Origin of the sequence: Anabaena sp. PCC 7938, from assembly GCF_049315035.1 — a bacterium.
In the GTDB taxonomy this organism is placed as follows: Bacteria; Cyanobacteriota; Cyanobacteriia; order Cyanobacteriales; family Nostocaceae; genus Anabaena; species Anabaena cylindrica.
The window spans coordinates 12,411-30,507 of record NZ_CP186036.1 but is presented as its reverse complement, the minus strand read 5'-3'; the positions used below and the strand labels follow the sequence as shown (position 1 = coordinate 30,507).

The 18,097-nt window shown below is 36.5% G+C and carries 18 protein-coding genes and 4 pseudogenes; 12 read left to right on the top strand and 10 right to left on the bottom strand.

Annotated elements, in window-relative coordinates:
* Positions 1-12 precede the first annotated feature (12 nt).
* Complete coding sequence (locus ACOWPH_RS28745; protein ID WP_015217752.1) at positions 13-357, top strand: hypothetical protein; 345 nt, start codon at positions 13-15, stop codon at positions 355-357.
* A 2-nt stretch (positions 358-359) separates the two neighbouring features.
* Positions 360-656 carry a hypothetical protein gene (locus tag ACOWPH_RS28740; protein WP_015217751.1) on the top strand — a complete coding sequence of 99 codons (297 nt, stop codon included), beginning with the start codon at positions 360-362 and terminating at the stop codon, positions 654-656.
* A 110-nt stretch (positions 657-766) separates the two neighbouring features.
* On the opposite strand, the gene ACOWPH_RS28735 is transcribed toward ACOWPH_RS28740, so the two are convergent.
* Positions 767-2,194 carry a pentapeptide repeat-containing protein gene (locus ACOWPH_RS28735; protein ID WP_015217750.1) on the bottom strand — a complete coding sequence of 476 codons (1,428 nt, stop codon included), beginning with the start codon at positions 2,192-2,194 and terminating at the stop codon, positions 767-769.
* Between the two features lie 76 nt (positions 2,195-2,270).
* Between ACOWPH_RS28735 and ACOWPH_RS28730 the strand changes: the two genes are divergently transcribed.
* Positions 2,271-2,630, top strand: coding sequence for a TRADD-N-associated membrane domain-containing protein (locus ACOWPH_RS28730; RefSeq protein ID WP_242043054.1), 360 nt, complete (start codon positions 2,271-2,273; stop codon positions 2,628-2,630).
* Positions 2,631-2,826: 196 nt separating this feature from the next.
* A complete protein-coding gene (locus ACOWPH_RS28725; protein ID WP_042466415.1) occupies positions 2,827-3,207 on the top strand; it encodes a hypothetical protein in 381 nt (126 codons plus the stop codon).
* Between the two features lie 278 nt (positions 3,208-3,485).
* On the opposite strand, the gene ACOWPH_RS28720 is transcribed toward ACOWPH_RS28725, so the two are convergent.
* Positions 3,486-3,734 (bottom strand): hypothetical protein, encoded by a 249-nt coding sequence (locus ACOWPH_RS28720; protein ID WP_015217747.1) that lies wholly within the window; start codon positions 3,732-3,734, stop codon positions 3,486-3,488.
* Positions 3,735-3,941: 207 nt separating this feature from the next.
* On the opposite strand from ACOWPH_RS28720, the gene ACOWPH_RS28715 reads away from it, so the two are divergent.
* The 4 genes and pseudogenes from ACOWPH_RS28715 to ACOWPH_RS28700 form a co-directional block, all read left to right on the top strand.
* The gene (locus ACOWPH_RS28715; RefSeq protein ID WP_015217746.1) at positions 3,942-4,115 is read left to right on the top strand and encodes a plasmid partition protein ParG; all 174 of its coding nucleotides are present in this window, start codon (positions 3,942-3,944) and stop codon (positions 4,113-4,115) included.
* Positions 4,116-4,211: 96 nt separating this feature from the next.
* A complete protein-coding gene (locus ACOWPH_RS28710; RefSeq protein ID WP_015217745.1) occupies positions 4,212-4,508 on the top strand; it encodes an HNH endonuclease in 297 nt (98 codons plus the stop codon).
* 618 nt (positions 4,509-5,126) lie between these two features.
* Complete coding sequence (locus ACOWPH_RS28705) at positions 5,127-5,966, top strand: formylglycine-generating enzyme family protein (RefSeq protein WP_015217744.1); 840 nt, start codon at positions 5,127-5,129, stop codon at positions 5,964-5,966.
* Positions 5,967-6,147: 181 nt separating this feature from the next.
* Positions 6,148-6,306, top strand: a pseudogene (locus tag ACOWPH_RS28700) (four helix bundle protein); the annotation flags it as partial.
* A gap of 3 nt (positions 6,307-6,309) precedes the next feature.
* Here the strand turns inward: ACOWPH_RS28700 and ACOWPH_RS28695 are convergent.
* A pseudogene (locus tag ACOWPH_RS28695) lies at positions 6,310-7,550 on the bottom strand (ISL3 family transposase).
* A gap of 164 nt (positions 7,551-7,714) precedes the next feature.
* On the opposite strand from ACOWPH_RS28695, the pseudogene ACOWPH_RS28690 reads away from it, so the two are divergent.
* The 4 genes and pseudogenes from ACOWPH_RS28690 to ACOWPH_RS28675 all read left to right on the top strand — a co-directional run.
* Positions 7,715-7,831 (top strand): annotated as a pseudogene (locus ACOWPH_RS28690) (four helix bundle protein); the annotation flags it as partial.
* A gap of 409 nt (positions 7,832-8,240) precedes the next feature.
* Positions 8,241-8,393 carry an IS4/Tn5 family transposase DNA-binding protein gene (locus ACOWPH_RS28685; protein WP_422665746.1) on the top strand — a complete coding sequence of 51 codons (153 nt, stop codon included), beginning with the start codon at positions 8,241-8,243 and terminating at the stop codon, positions 8,391-8,393.
* 31 nt (positions 8,394-8,424) lie between these two features.
* Positions 8,425-9,006 carry an IS4 family transposase gene (locus ACOWPH_RS28680; protein WP_081593772.1) on the top strand — a complete coding sequence of 194 codons (582 nt, stop codon included), beginning with the start codon at positions 8,425-8,427 and terminating at the stop codon, positions 9,004-9,006.
* Positions 9,007-9,449: 443 nt separating this feature from the next.
* Positions 9,450-10,073, top strand: a pseudogene (locus tag ACOWPH_RS28675) (IS4 family transposase); the annotation flags it as partial.
* 332 nt (positions 10,074-10,405) lie between these two features.
* Here the strand turns inward: ACOWPH_RS28675 and ACOWPH_RS28670 are convergent.
* From ACOWPH_RS28670 to ACOWPH_RS28640, 7 genes are all read right to left on the bottom strand, one after another.
* Entirely contained in the window at positions 10,406-10,702 is a 297-nt protein-coding gene (locus tag ACOWPH_RS28670) for a PIN domain-containing protein (protein WP_250973266.1), read from the bottom strand.
* A 205-nt stretch (positions 10,703-10,907) separates the two neighbouring features.
* Positions 10,908-11,048 carry a hypothetical protein gene (locus ACOWPH_RS28665; RefSeq protein WP_242043109.1) on the bottom strand — a complete coding sequence of 47 codons (141 nt, stop codon included), beginning with the start codon at positions 11,046-11,048 and terminating at the stop codon, positions 10,908-10,910.
* A 232-nt stretch (positions 11,049-11,280) separates the two neighbouring features.
* Complete coding sequence (locus ACOWPH_RS28660; protein WP_015217742.1) at positions 11,281-12,933, bottom strand: formylglycine-generating enzyme family protein; 1,653 nt, start codon at positions 12,931-12,933, stop codon at positions 11,281-11,283.
* A 7-nt stretch (positions 12,934-12,940) separates the two neighbouring features.
* Positions 12,941-14,008, bottom strand: coding sequence for a hypothetical protein (locus ACOWPH_RS28655; protein WP_015217741.1), 1,068 nt, complete (start codon positions 14,006-14,008; stop codon positions 12,941-12,943).
* Positions 14,009-14,216: 208 nt separating this feature from the next.
* Entirely contained in the window at positions 14,217-15,209 is a 993-nt protein-coding gene (locus tag ACOWPH_RS28650) for an AAA family ATPase (RefSeq protein WP_042466438.1), read from the bottom strand.
* Between the two features lie 20 nt (positions 15,210-15,229).
* A complete protein-coding gene (locus ACOWPH_RS28645) occupies positions 15,230-16,309 on the bottom strand; it encodes a hypothetical protein (protein ID WP_015217739.1) in 1,080 nt (359 codons plus the stop codon).
* Positions 16,310-16,340: 31 nt separating this feature from the next.
* Positions 16,341-18,053, bottom strand: coding sequence for a CHAT domain-containing protein (locus tag ACOWPH_RS28640; protein ID WP_015217738.1), 1,713 nt, complete (start codon positions 18,051-18,053; stop codon positions 16,341-16,343).
* Between the last annotated feature and the right edge of the window lie 44 nt (positions 18,054-18,097).

The following is an 18,097-nucleotide window of genomic DNA, read 5'->3' as shown; positions in this document are numbered from 1 at the left end:
AGGTAACGAAAAATGAAATGTACAAGATGTAACAGTGAGGATATTTATAGAAAGAGCAAAACCGATTTAACTGTATGGTGCAACTCTTGTCATCACCACTGGAATGTTAAGCAGCCAGCTTACCCAGTTCAGCATTTTTCACTATACAAAAATAAAGGGTTAAAAGGATATCATCATATTGATGTATGGTTATGTCCAGAAGATAAAACTAAATACTCATTTTTATTAAGGTATCAAAACTCATTACCCTATGAGTTTACAAACCCTGATTACCCTAAAAGCCCTTTTTTAAAAGGCAAATTTGATACACCACAAGAAGCTATTAACGCAGGTATTGAGGAAATTTACAAGGAGTAATTATGACGTTTTCATTAATGCCACCAAGTAAAGATAAATGCCAAGAATGTGCGGTAAATCATCCGGTCGGTGAACCTCACAACCCACAATCTTTTTACTATAAATATAGATTTAATTTAGAGCATAGCAGACTCCCAACTTGGGCTGATGCTATGGCTCATTGCTCAGAAGAAGTCCAGCAAAGATGGATTACAAACTTAACGAATATTGGAGTTGACATTTATTCAACAGATTTAACAGGGGGAATTAAAACTATTGAAGAGAGGGAACGAAGAATTAGAAATAAACACCCTAATTAATTCTTAAGGGAAACAAGAGCGATCGCCCAATCGCTGACTTGCCAGTTCGCTGTGCTTGTATAGGTGATTGGCTACAGTTCGCAACCTTACAAATTTTCTTGAGGGAAATTTTAACGAGTAGGAATTTTAGAGCGATCGCCGGGAGAATCTTCAAAAATTGCCCCGCGTTGTTTTAATTCACGTTTTGCATCCTCAGTAATTCCTGAAGTTTCTTTAAACTGAGCGTTTTCAACTTTGGTGCTGGTTAAATCAGCACTCCTTAAATCAGCACTCCTTAAATCAGCACCACTTAAATTAGCACTCCACAAAGTAGCGCCACTTAAATTAGCACTCCATAAAGTAGCACCACTTAAATCAGCACCAATTAAATTAGCAGCATTTAAATTAGCACCCCACAAAGTAGCGCCAATTAAATTAGCAGCATTTAAATTAGCAGCATTTAAATTAGCAAACGTTAAATCAGCACCACTTAAATTAGCAAACGTTAAATTAGCACCATTTAAATTAGCACTCCATAAAGTAGCACCACTTAAATCAGCAACAATTAAATTAGCACCACTTAAATCAGCACCACTTAAATTAGCACCATTTAAATTAGCACTCCTTAAATTAGCACCATTTAAATTAGCAAACGTTAAATTAGCACGCTCTAAATTAGCACCACTTAAATTTCGATCTACAGATGACTGATTGACAATCCTCCAAACTGTAAGCCACTTGTTGTCAATTATAGTATCATTTAAAGATGTACCTCTTAAATTAGCACGCTCTAGATTAGCACCACTCAAGTCTGCACAATCTAAATCAGCATTTGCTAAATTGGCATCTTGTAAATTAGCATTGCTCAGGTCAGCACAACTGAAGTTAATACCACTCAAGTCAACGCCACTCAAATCAACGCCACTTAAATCTGTATCACTTAGGTCTAATTCTTCACCTTTAGCTCTGCTAATGATTCTTGCTACTAAAATAATTTTATCTGGTTCTTCGTCCAGCTTTTTAATGCCATCTGGAGAAACATTGAAGGTTATTTTTATACTGCCTTTTTCTATTTTAGATATCGTAGCATTTTTATCACCTGAAAGCATTATCAGGGCTTTTAGCAAATTATTTTGTTTTTCAGAATTATTTAAAAGACTATTTATATCGCCTGGCATTGTAATACTAAATTGACCATTAATAGTATCAGATGTAATATAAGTTTTAACGTTATTTAGTTCTTCTACTGTTGTTACTGCTCCAGTTCTAGAAGTATAAATACCAGTTGCTCTATTCATACTAGTAACAATAGTCCTGGAATTTTCATCTTGATGATCGAACTCTAGTTCAGTAATATCTTGCCAATCCAATTCTAACTCATTGCACAGAGAAGTAAACAGTTCCTTACTAATAGGTTTTCCTGTCAAAAATTTATTTACGGTCTGTCGAGTACACCCCCCTACACCAGCTAGGTAATCCTGCGTTTTACCGTATTTCTCAAACGCTTGGTTCAGTTTTTCAACTCCTGCTGCTGATGCCCGAAAAGAACGCTTCCCCATGACTCACAATAACTTTTACATAAGTTTTACAGTACATAAACCAGACATAAGGTTTACATACAAGTTGTACATAAAATTGACCACAGCAAGCGAAATCCAATGGTTAATGGATTTATCAAAGCAAATTAACCAAAACTACTGGATTATGACTAATCAGCATAACATTCAACCTGCTCCTAAATCCAACCCTTACTTGACACTGATTATTAAAGAGAGATTACGTCAAGCCCGCCGCAGTTTTGACTTTGCCTTAATTGCTACTGCTTTATCTTTTGGTATCAGTCTTGTTGGTGCTGGGTATTTGATTAACAATAAAGCATCAGAAGGTGCTGTGACTACGGCTGTGGGACTTATGGCTAGTGTGCGCTATATGCAGATTGCCAAAGATGCAAACAACCGTCTGGACAAAATCGTAGATGATTTGGATACAGAGTAGGCTTTGATTAAGCATGGTTAGGTGTTAGGCGCTCCGCAGGAATCGCACCCCTACCATTTTCTTAAGGGAAATCTCAAATAGTCAAATAAGCGATTGGCTACGCCAGTGCCGCAGGCGATCGCACCCCAACACCTCATAGAACAATTCTTAAGGGAAAACTTGGTCACTGAGCTTTGTCGAAGTGCTGAACCATTAATTGAGCCGGAAGTTTCCCCCAAGAAAAAAAATAGCATCAGGTAGCCTTGCCCCATACCTTGAAAATAAGAAACTCAAGGATGGAACAATTGTTACTTATCCAAGGGTTCAAGGGGAAAGGGATAAATTCAACCATCTGCATTGGAGATGGGGTTATTACTACGAAATTAAGGTCAATGGTGAATGGAAAAATCGCAGCTTACCTACACCAGCCCGAATAGTTCCACAGGTAAAAATCATGATTGAACATCATTGTTCTGTGGATGAAATTAAACATTTTATTCTCCAGTGTAAACATAAAACAGGAGGTATGATTTTTGAATCATCATCTCTTGCTGGACATTATGGAAACTCATACGGCGGACTCAACAAAGAGGATTGAATTAAAACATTGAATACAGAGATACTACTTACTCGGAGGGTCTTAATCCCTCCTTTTTAAATTGCTTGTCTTGATTATATAAATCATAATTATACGTAATTGGAATAATTAACCCTGCACTCACAACCATTAAAATTAATATTCCTAGCATCCAATCATGATTTTTCATATTCTTAAGGGAAAATATAGAGGGAAGCGAGCGATCGCTATCATACTGAAAGCAGCAATAAAAAAACCCCAGTGAAAACCGGGGCTGAAAGAATAGCGTTTTAGGCAAGTTATTTAATCAAGATTTGTCTACTTAAAATGCTCATCACTTCCCCAGTATTGCCGGTGGGCATGGGTTGGCTCCAGTCCCCAACATCGGCATAGCCAAGAACTTGTAAATTATGGATTGTGCTGATTACGGCTGTGCGTGTCCCAATCAACAGATGTTTCAATGGTTCTCTGCCAGCAGTGGGTTCTTTGACGTAGCTGATTTGGTTGCTTTCAGCACCTGATATAAGACTTTGAACTTGTGTCATCATGAATTTACCTGTAAGGGTTAGGGCGATGCCTTGAGGGGGCGCAGCTATCGCGGATTCTTGGCAGATAGGCGTAGGTGTAAGCCAGCCGTAAGCATCGCCTTATTTTTATCCTAACAATTACCGCGCAATCTCGCAATCTCGCAAAAACAGCGGTTTAACAACGGAATGCGAGAATACTAGTTATCGAGTAATCGAGATAACGGTGGAATGATGGCTAAAAAGATTCCCGAAGGTAAAGCTGAGTTGAGTGTGTATATAGACAAAGAGATAAAGCTGAGGTTTAAAGTGGCGTGTACTCAGCAGGATAGACCTATGGGGGATGTTGTCAATGAATTGATTGAGGATTGGTTAAAAAACTCAACCCAAAGCCAGCAAAAGTAATTACTTTTGCTGTATGAATTGTGACTGTAGAACCCATAAGAGTGAATTTTCTTAAGGGAAACTGTAAAATACTAGTATCTAGCTTTAATAGTTATCATGAGTGACTACCCAAAGCACTGGAAAGAACTAGCTCAATCCATCAAAGAAAAAGCTGATTGGCGTTGTCAAAAATGTGGGCGTGTCTGCTTACGTCCTGGTGAAATACCTGCTGACAATATTAAACCCCGTGCCTATAACCTGCAAGTTCATCACCACAATATGATACCTACTGATAACAGGGTTGAGAACTTGATACCAGTGTGCGCGTCATGTCATCTTAATTACCATCGTGGGGGTAGGGGTAATGTTGTGGAAGGACAGTTAAGCTTGTTTGATATGTCTGCTTTTTCTTAGGGGAAATTTTTAATGGGTGTTCTTGGGCGATTCCTAGGCTTTGCGATAGCACCCCTACCATTTTCTTAAGGGAAACCAAGAATACTGGGGGAAAAATGTATTAAAGACACCGTGCAGAATTTTCTTGAGGGAAATTTTTGTATACTTTAATAGAGCGATCGCCTGCGGCACTGGCGTAGCCAATCGCATCCCTCTAACTTGTAATTGGCAGATTTTCTTAAGGGAAACTTCGGGGGGATTTTTATAGTGCTATACCTACTTTAAGCGATCGCTTTTGGCACTGAGATAGTTAATCTTACTCAACTATTTTCCCTTAAGAATTAAAAATGCGAACTGCTTGCAGCAGCGATTCTCTACTCTCTACTCAAAGTTTCCCCTAAGAAAATGGGGAATGGATAGGAAGGCGATCGCTGCGAAGCGCTTCGCAGCGCTTGCGCTATCGCTGAGTAATTTAAGATTTTTGGATTTAGAGCGGATTGCAGATCAATTGGGTACAGAATCTAAATTCAAAGCCAGACACCAAGCCAGTTTTACTCCTGACTCCTGAATTCTGCTGTAACTGAATTGTATTAGGGTAAAGTCCCAATAATAGAATTTGTAACAATAGGGTGACAAAAAGTGCCAAAAATTGTGATTCATGAGTACGAAAGAACAGCACAATATTTTAGAGAAGATTTAGGTAATGATATTCAACTGGACATGATGCTGATTCCTGGTGGCACTTTTATAATGGGAGCGCCGAAAGATGAATTAGATAGTAGAAATAATGAAAGACCGCAACATGAGGTAACAGTTCCTAGCTTCTACATGGGTCAATATCCTGTTACCCAGGCACAATGGAAATTTGTAGCCAAACTCCCACAAGTCAATAAAAAACTAAACCCAGACCCATCTAGATTTAAAGGAGCGAATCGTCCCGTTGAGCAAGTTTCTTGGTATGATGCGGTGGAGTTTTGTTCACGGCTCTCAAATCATACAAAAAGGCAGTATAGCCTCCCTAGCGAAGCAGAATGGGAATATGCCTGTCGAGCGGGGACTAAGACACCATTCCACTTTGGAGAGACGATTACCACAGATTTAGCTAACTATGATGGTAGAAGTTCTTATGGCCAAGGACCCAAAGGAGTTTATAGAAAAGAAACAACAGAAGTAGGGAGTTTTGGAGTAGCTAATAATTTTGGATTATACGATATGCACGGGAATTTATGGGAGTGGTGTTTGGATGATTGGCATGATAAGTATACAGATGCACCAGTAGATGGGAGTGCTTGGTTTGATAATGATGATAAACTAAGTGACAAGTCAGGACGCGTTGTACTGCGGGGCGGTTCTTGGATCTCCTCTCCTGAGATCTGCCGTTCCGCGTATCGTTACCTTAACCCTTGGGGCGAGCGCGGCAACATCAACGACGGTATCGGTTTGCGTGTTGTCTGCGTTGTTGGGAGAACTATCCAGTAGCCCTTTATACTCTTACTCTTTTGCACTTTGCACTTGTTCTTTTTTACTTTTGTTAGCGGAGCAAAGCGGAGCGTTAAAAATTTTTTTGCAAAATTGGGTTTAGGTAGTCCTCCAATTGCTCTTTTTGCGACATCTTGATGACTCGAATTATTTGACGAGAAATATTAAAATATATTAAGAAATGAAAGAACTATCGGTCATCCAAAAGACCTATGATTGTATTAAATGGTATGTGCCAATTATTGAGCGATTACCAAAAATTCATAAATTCACATTAGGAGACAGAATTATCAATCAACTCTATGATTTATTAGGGCTCTTCGGTACTTTTTATGCTAAACTATTAAACATAATGCCAACTTAATAAGCATCTAATTCGGAAATTTTCAAAGTTTTTAAATCCATATCCCGAACGTTTTATTAGTTTAAGCTTGTTATTAATTCCTTCCACAGTACCACTGGTTGTCCTATTATCAAAGTAGGCTATAATTTCCTGATACCAACGAATAATAGTATTGTTGCTATTTGGGAAGTATTTTTAGCTCTCGATAACCACATACCTAATTTGAAAACTCCCGTATACCAATCTTGTGTAGTATTAAAAATTTGCCTAATCTTTTCTTTAAATTCGTGCATTTCCTTCAAAATAGGCGAGACATTTTTAACTTGAATCAGTTTCTCTAATTGCTCTTGGGTTAACTTATCTTCATTTTTAAGTAAGGGATATTTACTATTCTTCAATCCAGCTAATATTTCTTCATATTTAGATTTTTCTGTTGTATTTGCTTTCTTGATTAAATCTTCAACTTTCCGTTTTTCCCTTTTTCTTTGTGTATCTAATTCTTTGTTAATCTGTGTCATTACATGAAATCTATCAGCTACTACTTGAGCATTTGGCATTAATTCTGTTACTAAAGTTTTATAGCCACTCCACAAATCTATACTGACTTCTTCTATATTTTCTAGAATCTCTGTCCCCCATCCCATAAGGGTTTTCCTGATTATTTCTTGTGTTCGTCCGCTTAAAATCGCAATTAGTTTGCTCTGATCTAAATCTACTAATACTGCACAGTAATTCCCATGTCCTTTCTTCAAAGCTATTTCATCAATTCCCAGTCTTTTTAGATTTATAGGTTTTAAATCTGGTAATTCTGATGATGCGTCTTTTAACATTCTTTCTATTTCGTCTTTTGTTACTATACCTTTTGCTGCTACACTATGAATGTCGTTTTCTAAAACTTCTTGTATTGTCTTATTTGCAAGGCGATTTGTAAAAGTTCTTTTCTTTTTAACAAAATCTAAATCTTCACTAAATGGTTTTTTACATTGTTCACATTTAAACTGTCGGCGATTAATTTCTAAAAATATTTCTTTTTCTCCAAAAGGGAGGTCTTTAATAATATGTCTATGATTTTGATGTAATTTATGGCTGGTTGTGCCACAATATGGGCAGGTAGCAAATGAATTTTCTTGTTCAATTTGTAAAATCATTCCAATTCCGGTATGAAGGCGATGTGATACAACTTTTACACCGCTTAAATCCAGAATTTCTGTTAGAATTTTAATACCTTTTTTGCCAGTCATAACTTTAAGTTTATCTAAAAATAATTTGGATTGCATTTATAGTTAATAATAAATGCTCTTTGTATGTCAACCCCTACAATACCTTTAGTCATTTATTGATACATTTTTTAATATTATTTAGTGAGTGTAGCTAATAGTTTGGCATAACAACTACCGAAGAACCTTTATTAGAAGGTTTAATTCAAGCCAAGTATGCCAAAAATAAAATTTCTCAATTAGAATCTCTCAATACTAAACTAGACATTTTGCGATATCAGACACGAATGATGTTAGACATAGAGTAAGCCACAAAATAAATGATCCTGTCTTGTCATGCTGAGTGTAGCAAAGCGAAACGAAGCATCTCGGAGGATTCTTCACTACACTTCGTTTCGTATGGCTAACGCCACACTTCGTGAACAGAATGACATTGGGCATTTCTTTTTGTGGAGTTCTCATACTATTTTAGACATACTATTTTAGATTTTGGATTGGTTCGATTTTAGAGGATGTTTGAAAAGCGGTTGCTGATGTATTAAAAACTTTAGATCCTCCTAAATCCTCCTTAAAAAGGAGAATTTTGACTCTAGTTCCCCCCTTAATAAGCTATCCATTACCCACATCTTTCTTAACATAAGGTTTGACAAAAGCCAGGAATTGTGTATTGTCTATGACAATACCCAGAGTCAAACCAAAGTCAGTCAATGGAAAATGTGGATCACAGAAGAGCTAGAAAGAACCGAGTTAGGGGATAAAAGAAGAACCAAAAGGTTGATGAAAATAGTCTCCAACTTAAGTGAAAAACCAGAAGCTAGTGTACCTCAAGCCAGTGAAACATGGTCACAGACTTGCATCTACATATAACTTCTGGGATTCACCCTACATCAAACCATCCATGATTAGACAAGGACATGGAGATGCGACAGTAGAGCGAATTGTCAAGCATCAGGTAGTATTGGCAATACAAGATACAACAGAACTAAACTATACCAGCCACAAAGCCCTATCAGGAACAGGATATCTGGACAGTAAATATGCCCAAGGATTAAAAGTCCATTCAGTGTTGACAGCAAGCACACAGGGAATACCATTAGGCATCATCGAGCAACAGGTGTGGTCTAGAATTGAGGAAGAATTAGGAAAAGCGGAACAAAGAAAGCAAAAACCAACCGCAGAAAAAGAAAGTCAAAGATGGCTTGATGCCTTAATCACAACAGAGTCAATAATTCCTTCTTCAGTACAAGTAGTGACAATTGCCGACCGAGAAGCCGATTTTTATGACTTATTTGCTTGTCCTCGTCGTCAAGGCTCAGATTTTTTGATTCGAGCTAGTCAAAATCGCTGTTTGGTTGATTGTGAGGAGCATTTATGGGCAACCTTAGAGTCTGTTGATTCTCAAGGTATCATGACGGTGGAAGTCAAACGTAATCCTACTCGACCTTCCAGAACGGCTACATGTAGCAACCTGCAATACTAATCAGTCAAACCTGCAATCAAGGGATTTTCAAACCAGGATTATTTGCAACTAACCTGCAATCATCGGTTTGAGCCAGAATTATCTGCAACTATAAAAGTAAAGAAAACGTTCGTTTTCTTTACTGCGTCACTAGTAAGGCTTAGAGTTCCTTTTACCGTTGTTTTTTCAGTAAATAAACTCGTAAAGAATTCAAAGTTAATTTATCAAACTCTCACATGAGTTTTTTGACAAACCCTTATCAAGGAGAGAAAACTCAACCCTAGTAAAGTGTTGAGCTTATTTGCAAATAATCCTGGTCGAAACGGATGATTGCAGGCTGGTTGCAATTAATCCTGGTTCAGTTGCAATTAATTCTGGTTCAACTGAAATTATAGTTGCAAATAATCCTGGCTGAAAACGACGATGATTGCAGGTTTGAGCGATTAGCATTGCAGGTCGTTACAGCTACACTGACGATTCGTTATGCCACGATTACCATTGAACCACCTCAAAATCGAGCCAAAAAAGAACAACTAGCTCCGATTACATTACAGGCAATTTTAGTCACAGAAGTTGACCCACCAACAGAGGTTGAACCGATTAGTTGGTTACTTCTGACCACATTAGCCATTACCAATATTGAAGATGTGAAGAAGTTTGTGCAATGGTATTGTTATCGTTGGTTAATTGAACGCTATCATTATGTCTTAAAAAGTGGTTGTGGGATGGAGAAGTTACAACTAGAAACGGCGCAAAGATTAGAAATGGCTTTGGCCACCTACAGTATAGTTGCTTGGCGTTTGTTGTGGCTGACTTACTTAGCTCGTTTTTCTCCAGATGCCAGTTGTGAACAGGTTTTAGAAACTCACGAGTGGCAAGTTCTCTATGCCACTATACATCACCAACTTTATCCTCATACATCACCACCGACTCTGGCTGAAGTTGTCAATTGGATTGCTCGATTGGGTGGTTTTTTGGGTCGAAAAGGTGATGGTTCTCCTGGTGTGAAAGTTCTCTGGCGTGGATTGAGCCGATTACATGATCTTGTTCAAGGTTGGCTGGTCTGTCAGTCTCTTGTCGTTAATTAATCTTTAGCCTCACCCTGTCAGTCAGTTTCAATTTTTAGCACAAATAAATTTTAGAACATCAGGCTTTTTTAAGCTCTGTTTCTTCTCATGCTCCTCAACTAGAGTCACTGATGATTTTTTGTCTCTCTACCTCCCTGCATAACTTCTCCTTTTTGTCAAATTTCATGTTAAGAAAGATGTGGGTAATGGATAGCTTAATAAGGGGGGTTAGGGGGGATCATTGAGTGTCTAAAATCACCACTCGAAACTTTTCAAACACCCTCTTAGATTTTAGATTTTGGATTTTAGATTTTGCACACAGTTGGAACATCGAGATAACGAGATAAAATCCTCTAAGTTTCACTTTCCCAATCTTCTATTTTTAATCCATTTACTCTACTAAATTCCCTTGTATTATGGGTTACTAAAATCAAATCATTTGCTAAAGCGATCGCTGCAATTTCCACGTCATAGGGACCTATTGGCGTACCAATTCTAGCCAAATCAGCCTTGATTATACCAGCTATTTTTGCGGATTCTTCATCTAAAGGTATGAGGGTAAATTGATTTAAAAAACTTTGTAATAATTGTAAATTTTTATCTTTTTGATTACTACGAAATACCCCATAATAAAGCTCTAATTGAGTAATTACAGAAATAACATATTTTCTGGTTCTTCTAGTGCTATTCTTTTAGTAATTGCCTGATTACTGTTGTTTAATAAATGAATACAAACATTAGTATCAAGTAAATAAATCAAAATAATTGCTCCCCAGTTTCAAATTCCCCCTGTTCCGGTCTTTCTAAAGATTCTCCTACCCAACCGCCAATTATTTCCGTGAAAAACCCCGGATTTCAGCCTGTTTTTTTAGTCCCATCATTGACAGGTTTAAGTATTAACGTTACATCTATATCTGTATCTGTAATTCCTACAGGTAATTCTAAAGTAAGAATCCCATCTTTACCTATATGGGAACGTAAATTAATTTTTTCCATTGTGATTTTCTCCGATCTTATGTACTGCTACTAACTACTTGAAATCAAGGATAGTCCATTTATTATACCATATTAATTAAGTCATAAGTTTTTTGAATAAATGATTCTTTCATTTTATTAGAAAATATGAACTAACATTCATAAACGATTTTTTGAAAAAAATTTTAGCTACGCTAACAAAAGTAAAAAAGAACAAGTGCAAAGTGCAAAAGAGTAAGAGTATAAAGGGCTACTAGAGAGTTCTCCCAACAACGCAGACAACACGAAAACCAATATCGGCGTAGAGGTCGCGCCCGACTCTATAGCTGTAGTCACGATACGCGGAACGGCAGAATCCAGGATTGCTGACCCAAGAACCGCCCCGCAGCACAGCGTACCTCGACCCATTATGCAGATTAGCGTCGTTAAACAAAGCACTGCCATCTACTGGTGCATCTGTATACTTATCATGCCAATCATCTAAACACCACTCCCTTACATTCCCGTGCATATCGTATAATCCAAAATTATTAGCTACTCCAAAACTCCCTACTTCTGTTGTTTCTTCTCTATAAACTCCTTTGGGTCCTTGACCATAGGCGTTTCTACCATCATAGTTAGCTAAATCTGCTGTAATCGTCTCTCCAAAGTGAAACGGTGTGGTAGTTCCGGCTCGACAGGCATATTCCCATTCTGCTTCACTAGGAAGGCGGTAAGTTCTACCTGTATATTGAGAAAGGCGTGAGCAGAACTCCACCGCATCATACCAAAACACACTTTCAACAGGGCGATTCGTTCCTTTAAATCTAGATGGATCTGGGTCTAGTTGTTTGTTGACTTGTGGGAGTTCGGCTACCAATTTCCACTGTGCTTGGGTAATAGGATAACGCCCCATGTAGAAGCTAGGAACTGTTACCTTGTGTTGCGGTCTTTCACTATTGTTACTGTTTAATTCTTTGTCTGGCGCTCCCATTGAGAATGTTCCTGTAGGAATTTTTATCATTTCGAGTTCAATTCCTGCTCCTAGTACCTCAATAATGCCCTCTGCTTGGCTTTGTTGACGGTTAATGACCCATTCTTTTTGTTTACCTTTACCTAACTGACGTTCTAAGGTGGCTATAGTAAAGTCAAAGATGTGGGTTTCTTTGATTTCGATGTGGGTTTCTTTGATTTCGATGGTGGCTACTTTAAAGGTTTTAATAGAAGAATTAACTAAACTTTCTGGTACAGTTAAATTATTACCTGCTATCTGATACGAGCTTGTAATTGCTTCTGTTTTAACTATTTCAGGCTTCCTCAATAAGTCATTAACTACCTGAGCATATTTTAATAAATCTTGAAACCGATCCGGTTTAGCTGTTTGTGATTTATCTATCTGTTGTTTGAAATCTTCAGTAATTTTGTATAAGCGGCTGATTTCTGCCTTATTTATTATAGATTCATTAATAGCTGTAGCAATTTCTCTAACAGTTTGCTCTGTATCTAAATATAACATTGCTCCCCATTTCTGCGTTTGTATATCTTTCTTTCCCAGAAATGGATTAGTTTTAGCTAAATGATTAACATAATTCAATAATAAATGAGCAATTTCCCTGATTCTTTTCTCACCAAATCTTCCATCTTGTTCCAACTGGTTTAATAAATAAGCTCTCCCTGCTTCATCCATTACATAAAGTTCATAACCCACCGGACGACACAAATCAGATAACAATAAGTCAGCTTCTGCAATCCAGGGTACTCCTTCGCTTTTGAGAAACTGGACTCTAAGATAGTTGACTAATTCTGGAGTTAATACTAGAGGTAAAGCTGCATGACAAGCTAACAAACGATAAGAAGACTCAAAACGACTGACAAATCGCTCTACTTTATTCTGCGCTATAATTTCATCTGTTATTTCCATTTCCATAATCGCTTTACCTTTGTAATGTTGCGATCGCTTGTATTAACCCCTCGTTATTCATAGGAAACATTGGTACTAAATGTGAGATAATTTTAGCACTGGTACTATTCCAGCGTAATTGGGGAACAGGATTAAGCCATGCTATTAAATTAGTATGTTGTTGAATTTCCCAGATTACCTCTGTAGTTGCGGATATTCTTTCTCTGCGTCGGTATCCTCTGGCTGCACCCCCATCACTAACAATTAACACCCTGGTTTCACTATCACATTGATTTAAAACTGTTTCTAAAGCAACTTTATTACTTAAAAACCGATTTTGATAAATGTATTCTGCTGGAAGATTATGAAAGTAAGCAACATTAACTTTTTCTATAGAACTTTCATATTGAGCCGTTTCTACTAAATCTTTGCTAAAATGATGGAAAGGAGTCATTGAACCTTCCTGATCTACTAAAATCAGCAAGTGAGCATGATTTTTTTCTCGCCGACGATAGACAGGTTGTAAGAAAAACCCTTGTTTGGTGGCTTCTTCAACGGTCATAGTAATATCTAAAACATCCCTAACTCCATCAGCAATAGGACGGCGTAAATACCGCCAACTATAAACCATAAAACGGCGTGAAATGGGGTAATGAGTGTTAAACTCATCATCATTGTCATATTCCTGTATTGCTTGAGGAGTGGTAACAGCTAATGGTGACAAATCCTGAATTGTTGGTTTGCTTGTTACCATAGGAGGGGTTTCAATTGAGGTAGTAGAAGATACTATTACTGACGAATCTGAGTTAATTTTGTCATTTTTTACATCTTCTTGGCTTTTTCCAGATTTCTCTTTTATTATTTCTACAGTTTCTTCAGATTCAACAACAATGGTATCAAATATCAGATCCAGATGCTCTTGTTGTTCCGCAGATTTACACCATAGCAAACGTAGAAGTTTTTTAAAGTCTTTTTTATTTTGAGTTCCCCAACCTCCAGCGATCGCATCTAAAGCAGAAAAATATTCCCTGACACTTAGGTTAAAACCGTCTTCACGCAAACGATAAAAAATGGTTTTTAAGTAAGGTTCTGGTTGAAACATGAGTCACATAATTTTGGATTTTAGATTTTGGATTTTAGATTGACTATAGTAAGTACAGCAGATTGCAAATCCATGAGGTACAAAATCTAACTTTAAAGCCAGACAACAAGCTAGTTTTACTCCTGACTCCTGAACTCTGCTGTATGTTAATTTTGCGTGTTTTGAAGCAGTTTTCTGAAAAATTATTGATGCTACCGTGGGTAAATTTTCATTCTAGACTGGATTGGGAAAAAGATGTATTTTTTTGCCAATCTTGACGAATTTTAAAAATTAACTCTCGATAAGGAATTAGTTTACCTCCCTCTAACTCATCAGCAGGATAAGGGGGTTGAGGATTTTGTTTGCTTTGACAACGGTAAAGTGCATCTATCCAGTCTAAAAATTCACTCGTCCCAGGGATTTTAAACAATCCTTTATCTTCTCTAATTTTCAAAAAAAGTTTAGCTGCTGCTTGTACTAATTCATTAGAAGGATTGAGCTTTTTTTCAGTCTCTTGCTTTTGCTTGTATTGATAATGAAGATCAACAATTTTTTGAAGTTCACCAGGGTCACTGGGAAATTTAACGTAATAATAGATACAACGACGCAAAAAAGGAGCAGGTAAATTTCCTTTTTCTTTATTACTGGTAATAATTACAATTGGTTGATAATCAGGATTAGCTTTAATTGTTTCTCCTGTTTCTCTAATTTTAAACTCCCAAGGTTCATCTAAAACAGTTAATAAATCATTAGGAAAATCAATATCTGCTTTATCAATTTCGTCAATTAATACCACCGCAGGTTTTTTAGATATAAAAGCTTTACCAATAGCTCCAAAAGTGCGATAATCTTGCGGATTACTGGGATTTCTCTGATTGTTTTCTTTAACTTGATTTTGATTGCTTGTGTCTAACTTTTGAGTTTGAACGTCATGAAGTCTGAGAATGGCATCATATTCATATAACCCTTCTTGTGCTTTAGTAGTTGAGCGAATATCCCAACGATAAAAGGGTAATCCTAATTCATAAGCGATAGCGATCGCTAATCGAGTTTTTCCACAACCGACTTCTCCTTCTAATAGCAGGGGACGACGCAAGAAAATGGCTAAATTAACCGCATCAATCAAATCATCAGGAGCAATATAAGGTTCCGCTTTTGTTGGTGAATCAGGGTGAGGAGCAGAAGGACGTTTTTGGGGGTTGTTTTCAAATTGATAAGTCATTTGGATTTTGGATTGAATAATTAACAAGAAGTAGGTAAACAGGTTAAAGTACCCCATTGTTGTTGTAAAGCATAGCAAACAGCAGTAGGTAAACCTTGAGTTCTAGCATAAATTTTATTAGCTATCGTGTTTCTGTCGCTTCTTTTTAATCCAGGATTTCCATACTTGATTAGCCAATTGGTAATATCGTCTTTTGTCCAATTTTCTAGAGGAATTTGAATTAATTTATTTCTGGAAAAACAATGATGATCATCATCACAATAGAGTGATAATTGTTCCGTTGACAATTTCGGATTAAGCAATACATCCGAAATAATTATGGCAATAACTTTAATGCCGTCATAATCCTCAATTAATCCAGTTATTCTGGCTCTTAATGGTTGCCAAAAATCATTAATAAACCAAGGAATTAATGGCTCAATTTCACAGGAGTCACTGATATCACAATGAATTTCTATAAATAAAACCGAGTTATTTTGTAAGGAGTTACCTATTTTTTGAATAACTGCTTCAGGAGTAATTTCTTCTTGTTTGACTTCAAAAAAACTAGCTATTCCTTGCATTACTGCTTCTAAATTTCCTGAAGTATATGTTACAGGACAGTGACGAAAATGTTGTCTGTGAAGAGTAGAAGTGTTTGGAGTTAAATCATCCCTTAGTCTTTGTAAGCACAAATCTCCTCGTTTAATTAAATGTTCTTCCATGAAAAATAGAGCGACATCTCCCTCTCTATTAAACTGAGATTGAATTTTTTCAAAAGTATCTAAAGCTCTTTTGAAATCAATATAACGTAAAGATTCATCAATCTTTGATTGTTGTTGATTGTTGGGATTATCTAAATGATTATTTGAGCTTAAATCTTTTTCCTCTGACTTGAGTTGATTGATTTGTTTTTCAATATTTTCAAGCTTCTCATAAAGTTCATCAATTTCTGTCGAATAATTATCTATTTGTGTATTAAGTTGACTTCTCCTGGCTGCATTAGGTTCTGCTTTAATATCTTGAGTACACTTATTACTAAGATTTTGGAGTTCTGCTATTTGAGACTCGATATCTTCTTTCCTATTTTCTAAATTTTTAAGTCTTCCAATAGATACCATTTTTATCTCTTAATTTAATTATTTAATAGAATTAGGAAAGTTTATTAATTTTATCTTCGATTTGCTTAAGCTTCTCATAAAGTTCATCAATTTCTATCGAATAGTTATCTATTTGTGTATTAAGTTGACTTCTTCTTGCTGCATTAGATTCTGCTTTAATATCTTGACTACATCTATTACTAAGTTTTTCGAGTTCTGCTATTTGAGACTCTAATTGCTGTTTTTGTTTTTGTAAAGATTTGAGTCTAGGGTTATCACTTGTATTAGGTGAGTTTTTATCATTTTTTTTAGTATCCTGAGTTTTTATCAATTCTGGAAGTTCTGGAAGTCGCTTGAGAATATCAAATATTGTTTCTCTTCCTAAGAATGCTCCGTAATAAGCAAGAATAATTGAATGATAGCTTCTCTCAAAGTCTTCTGACTTTAGCTGAGATGTGACATAAAGATGTTGTCCTCCCAAATGATGACTTAGATAATATACATAATTCCCATCATCTAGTTGAGAAACTAAATTAGCTTTATCAAAGTCTTCTTTAACTAAAGTAAGTGGACCACAGAATTTAGCTTTGTCAAGTACCTTCTTAAGTTGGATTAAGTTACAAATATTTTTATCATCACTTGAGGTTTCTTTAGTAGTAAATAAATAACCATCTTGTACATTCATGAAAATAACAGGAGTAGCGAAATCACGGTTTTTATATTGAGTTTCTAAACCAATAGTATAACGACCCTTTTGAGCAGCAATATCAACTGGTTCACCTTTTCCTAATCTTCTATAAAATTCAGAGGAAAATACACTCGCTATGGCATTAGCAACTTCATATTGCATTGCTAATACTACTGGAATATTTTGACCTACAATTTTAGCAGCCACACCCCTAAAAGCTTCTGATTCTGACTGCATTCCACCTTCACAGGCTTGTAATATTACAATACCAGGACGAGGAATATGAACAAACAATCCAGCAAAGAATTGTGCATCAACCCATGATGCTTTATTTAAAACTTTTCTGACTAAAGCAATTTGTCCTACTTTTTCCCCTGCTTCATTTTCAAAGCGACCATGACCAATAAAATGAAAGATATGAGGTTTTTGCTCTAATAACTCATTAATCGCAGTGGGTGTGGCTGGATTAACAATGGATAATAATTCAATGTCTTCAGATTGTTCATTTGCTAAGGCTTCTAAATATTCCTGTATCTCTGCATATTCAACGCTAGGTAGGTCTTTAGGTGCAGAAATAGCTAAGGCAATTCTCAACTTTTCTCCTGTTGCTAATTGTATGGGTTGAGCCGGATTCCATAAAGCTCGACGACGGGAAAAGACTAAATTAGGATCTGTCGCTAACCATACTGTACCTTGATTAGCATCTTCAGGAAGACATAAAAACTCCCAAGGTAAGGCTGCAATCTCTGGTATTTCTTCTTCATCAATATCTAATTCTATCCTCAAAAGCTGTGTTTCTTGCTGTACAGCTTTAACGTAAAAGTTAATAAAATCTTGGCGCAATACAGGGTCAAATAAACTATCAAACAATGCTTCCCCTATCTGACGAGGTTGCTGCCTATCAAGTTGATTATTATGAGCAATTACTAAAAGTTGCTCGATTTCTTCTCGTTTTTGAGGGTAACAAAAATTACCTTGAGGTCGTCCTAAAGATTGGCATTCAGTATCATATTTTTCTATTTGAACACGCTGCTCATTGTTGACACAAATTCGATAAGTAAAATACTTTTTAGACATTAATATAATCCTCTTAAATTTCTTTAAATTTCTCTAAAATCTAA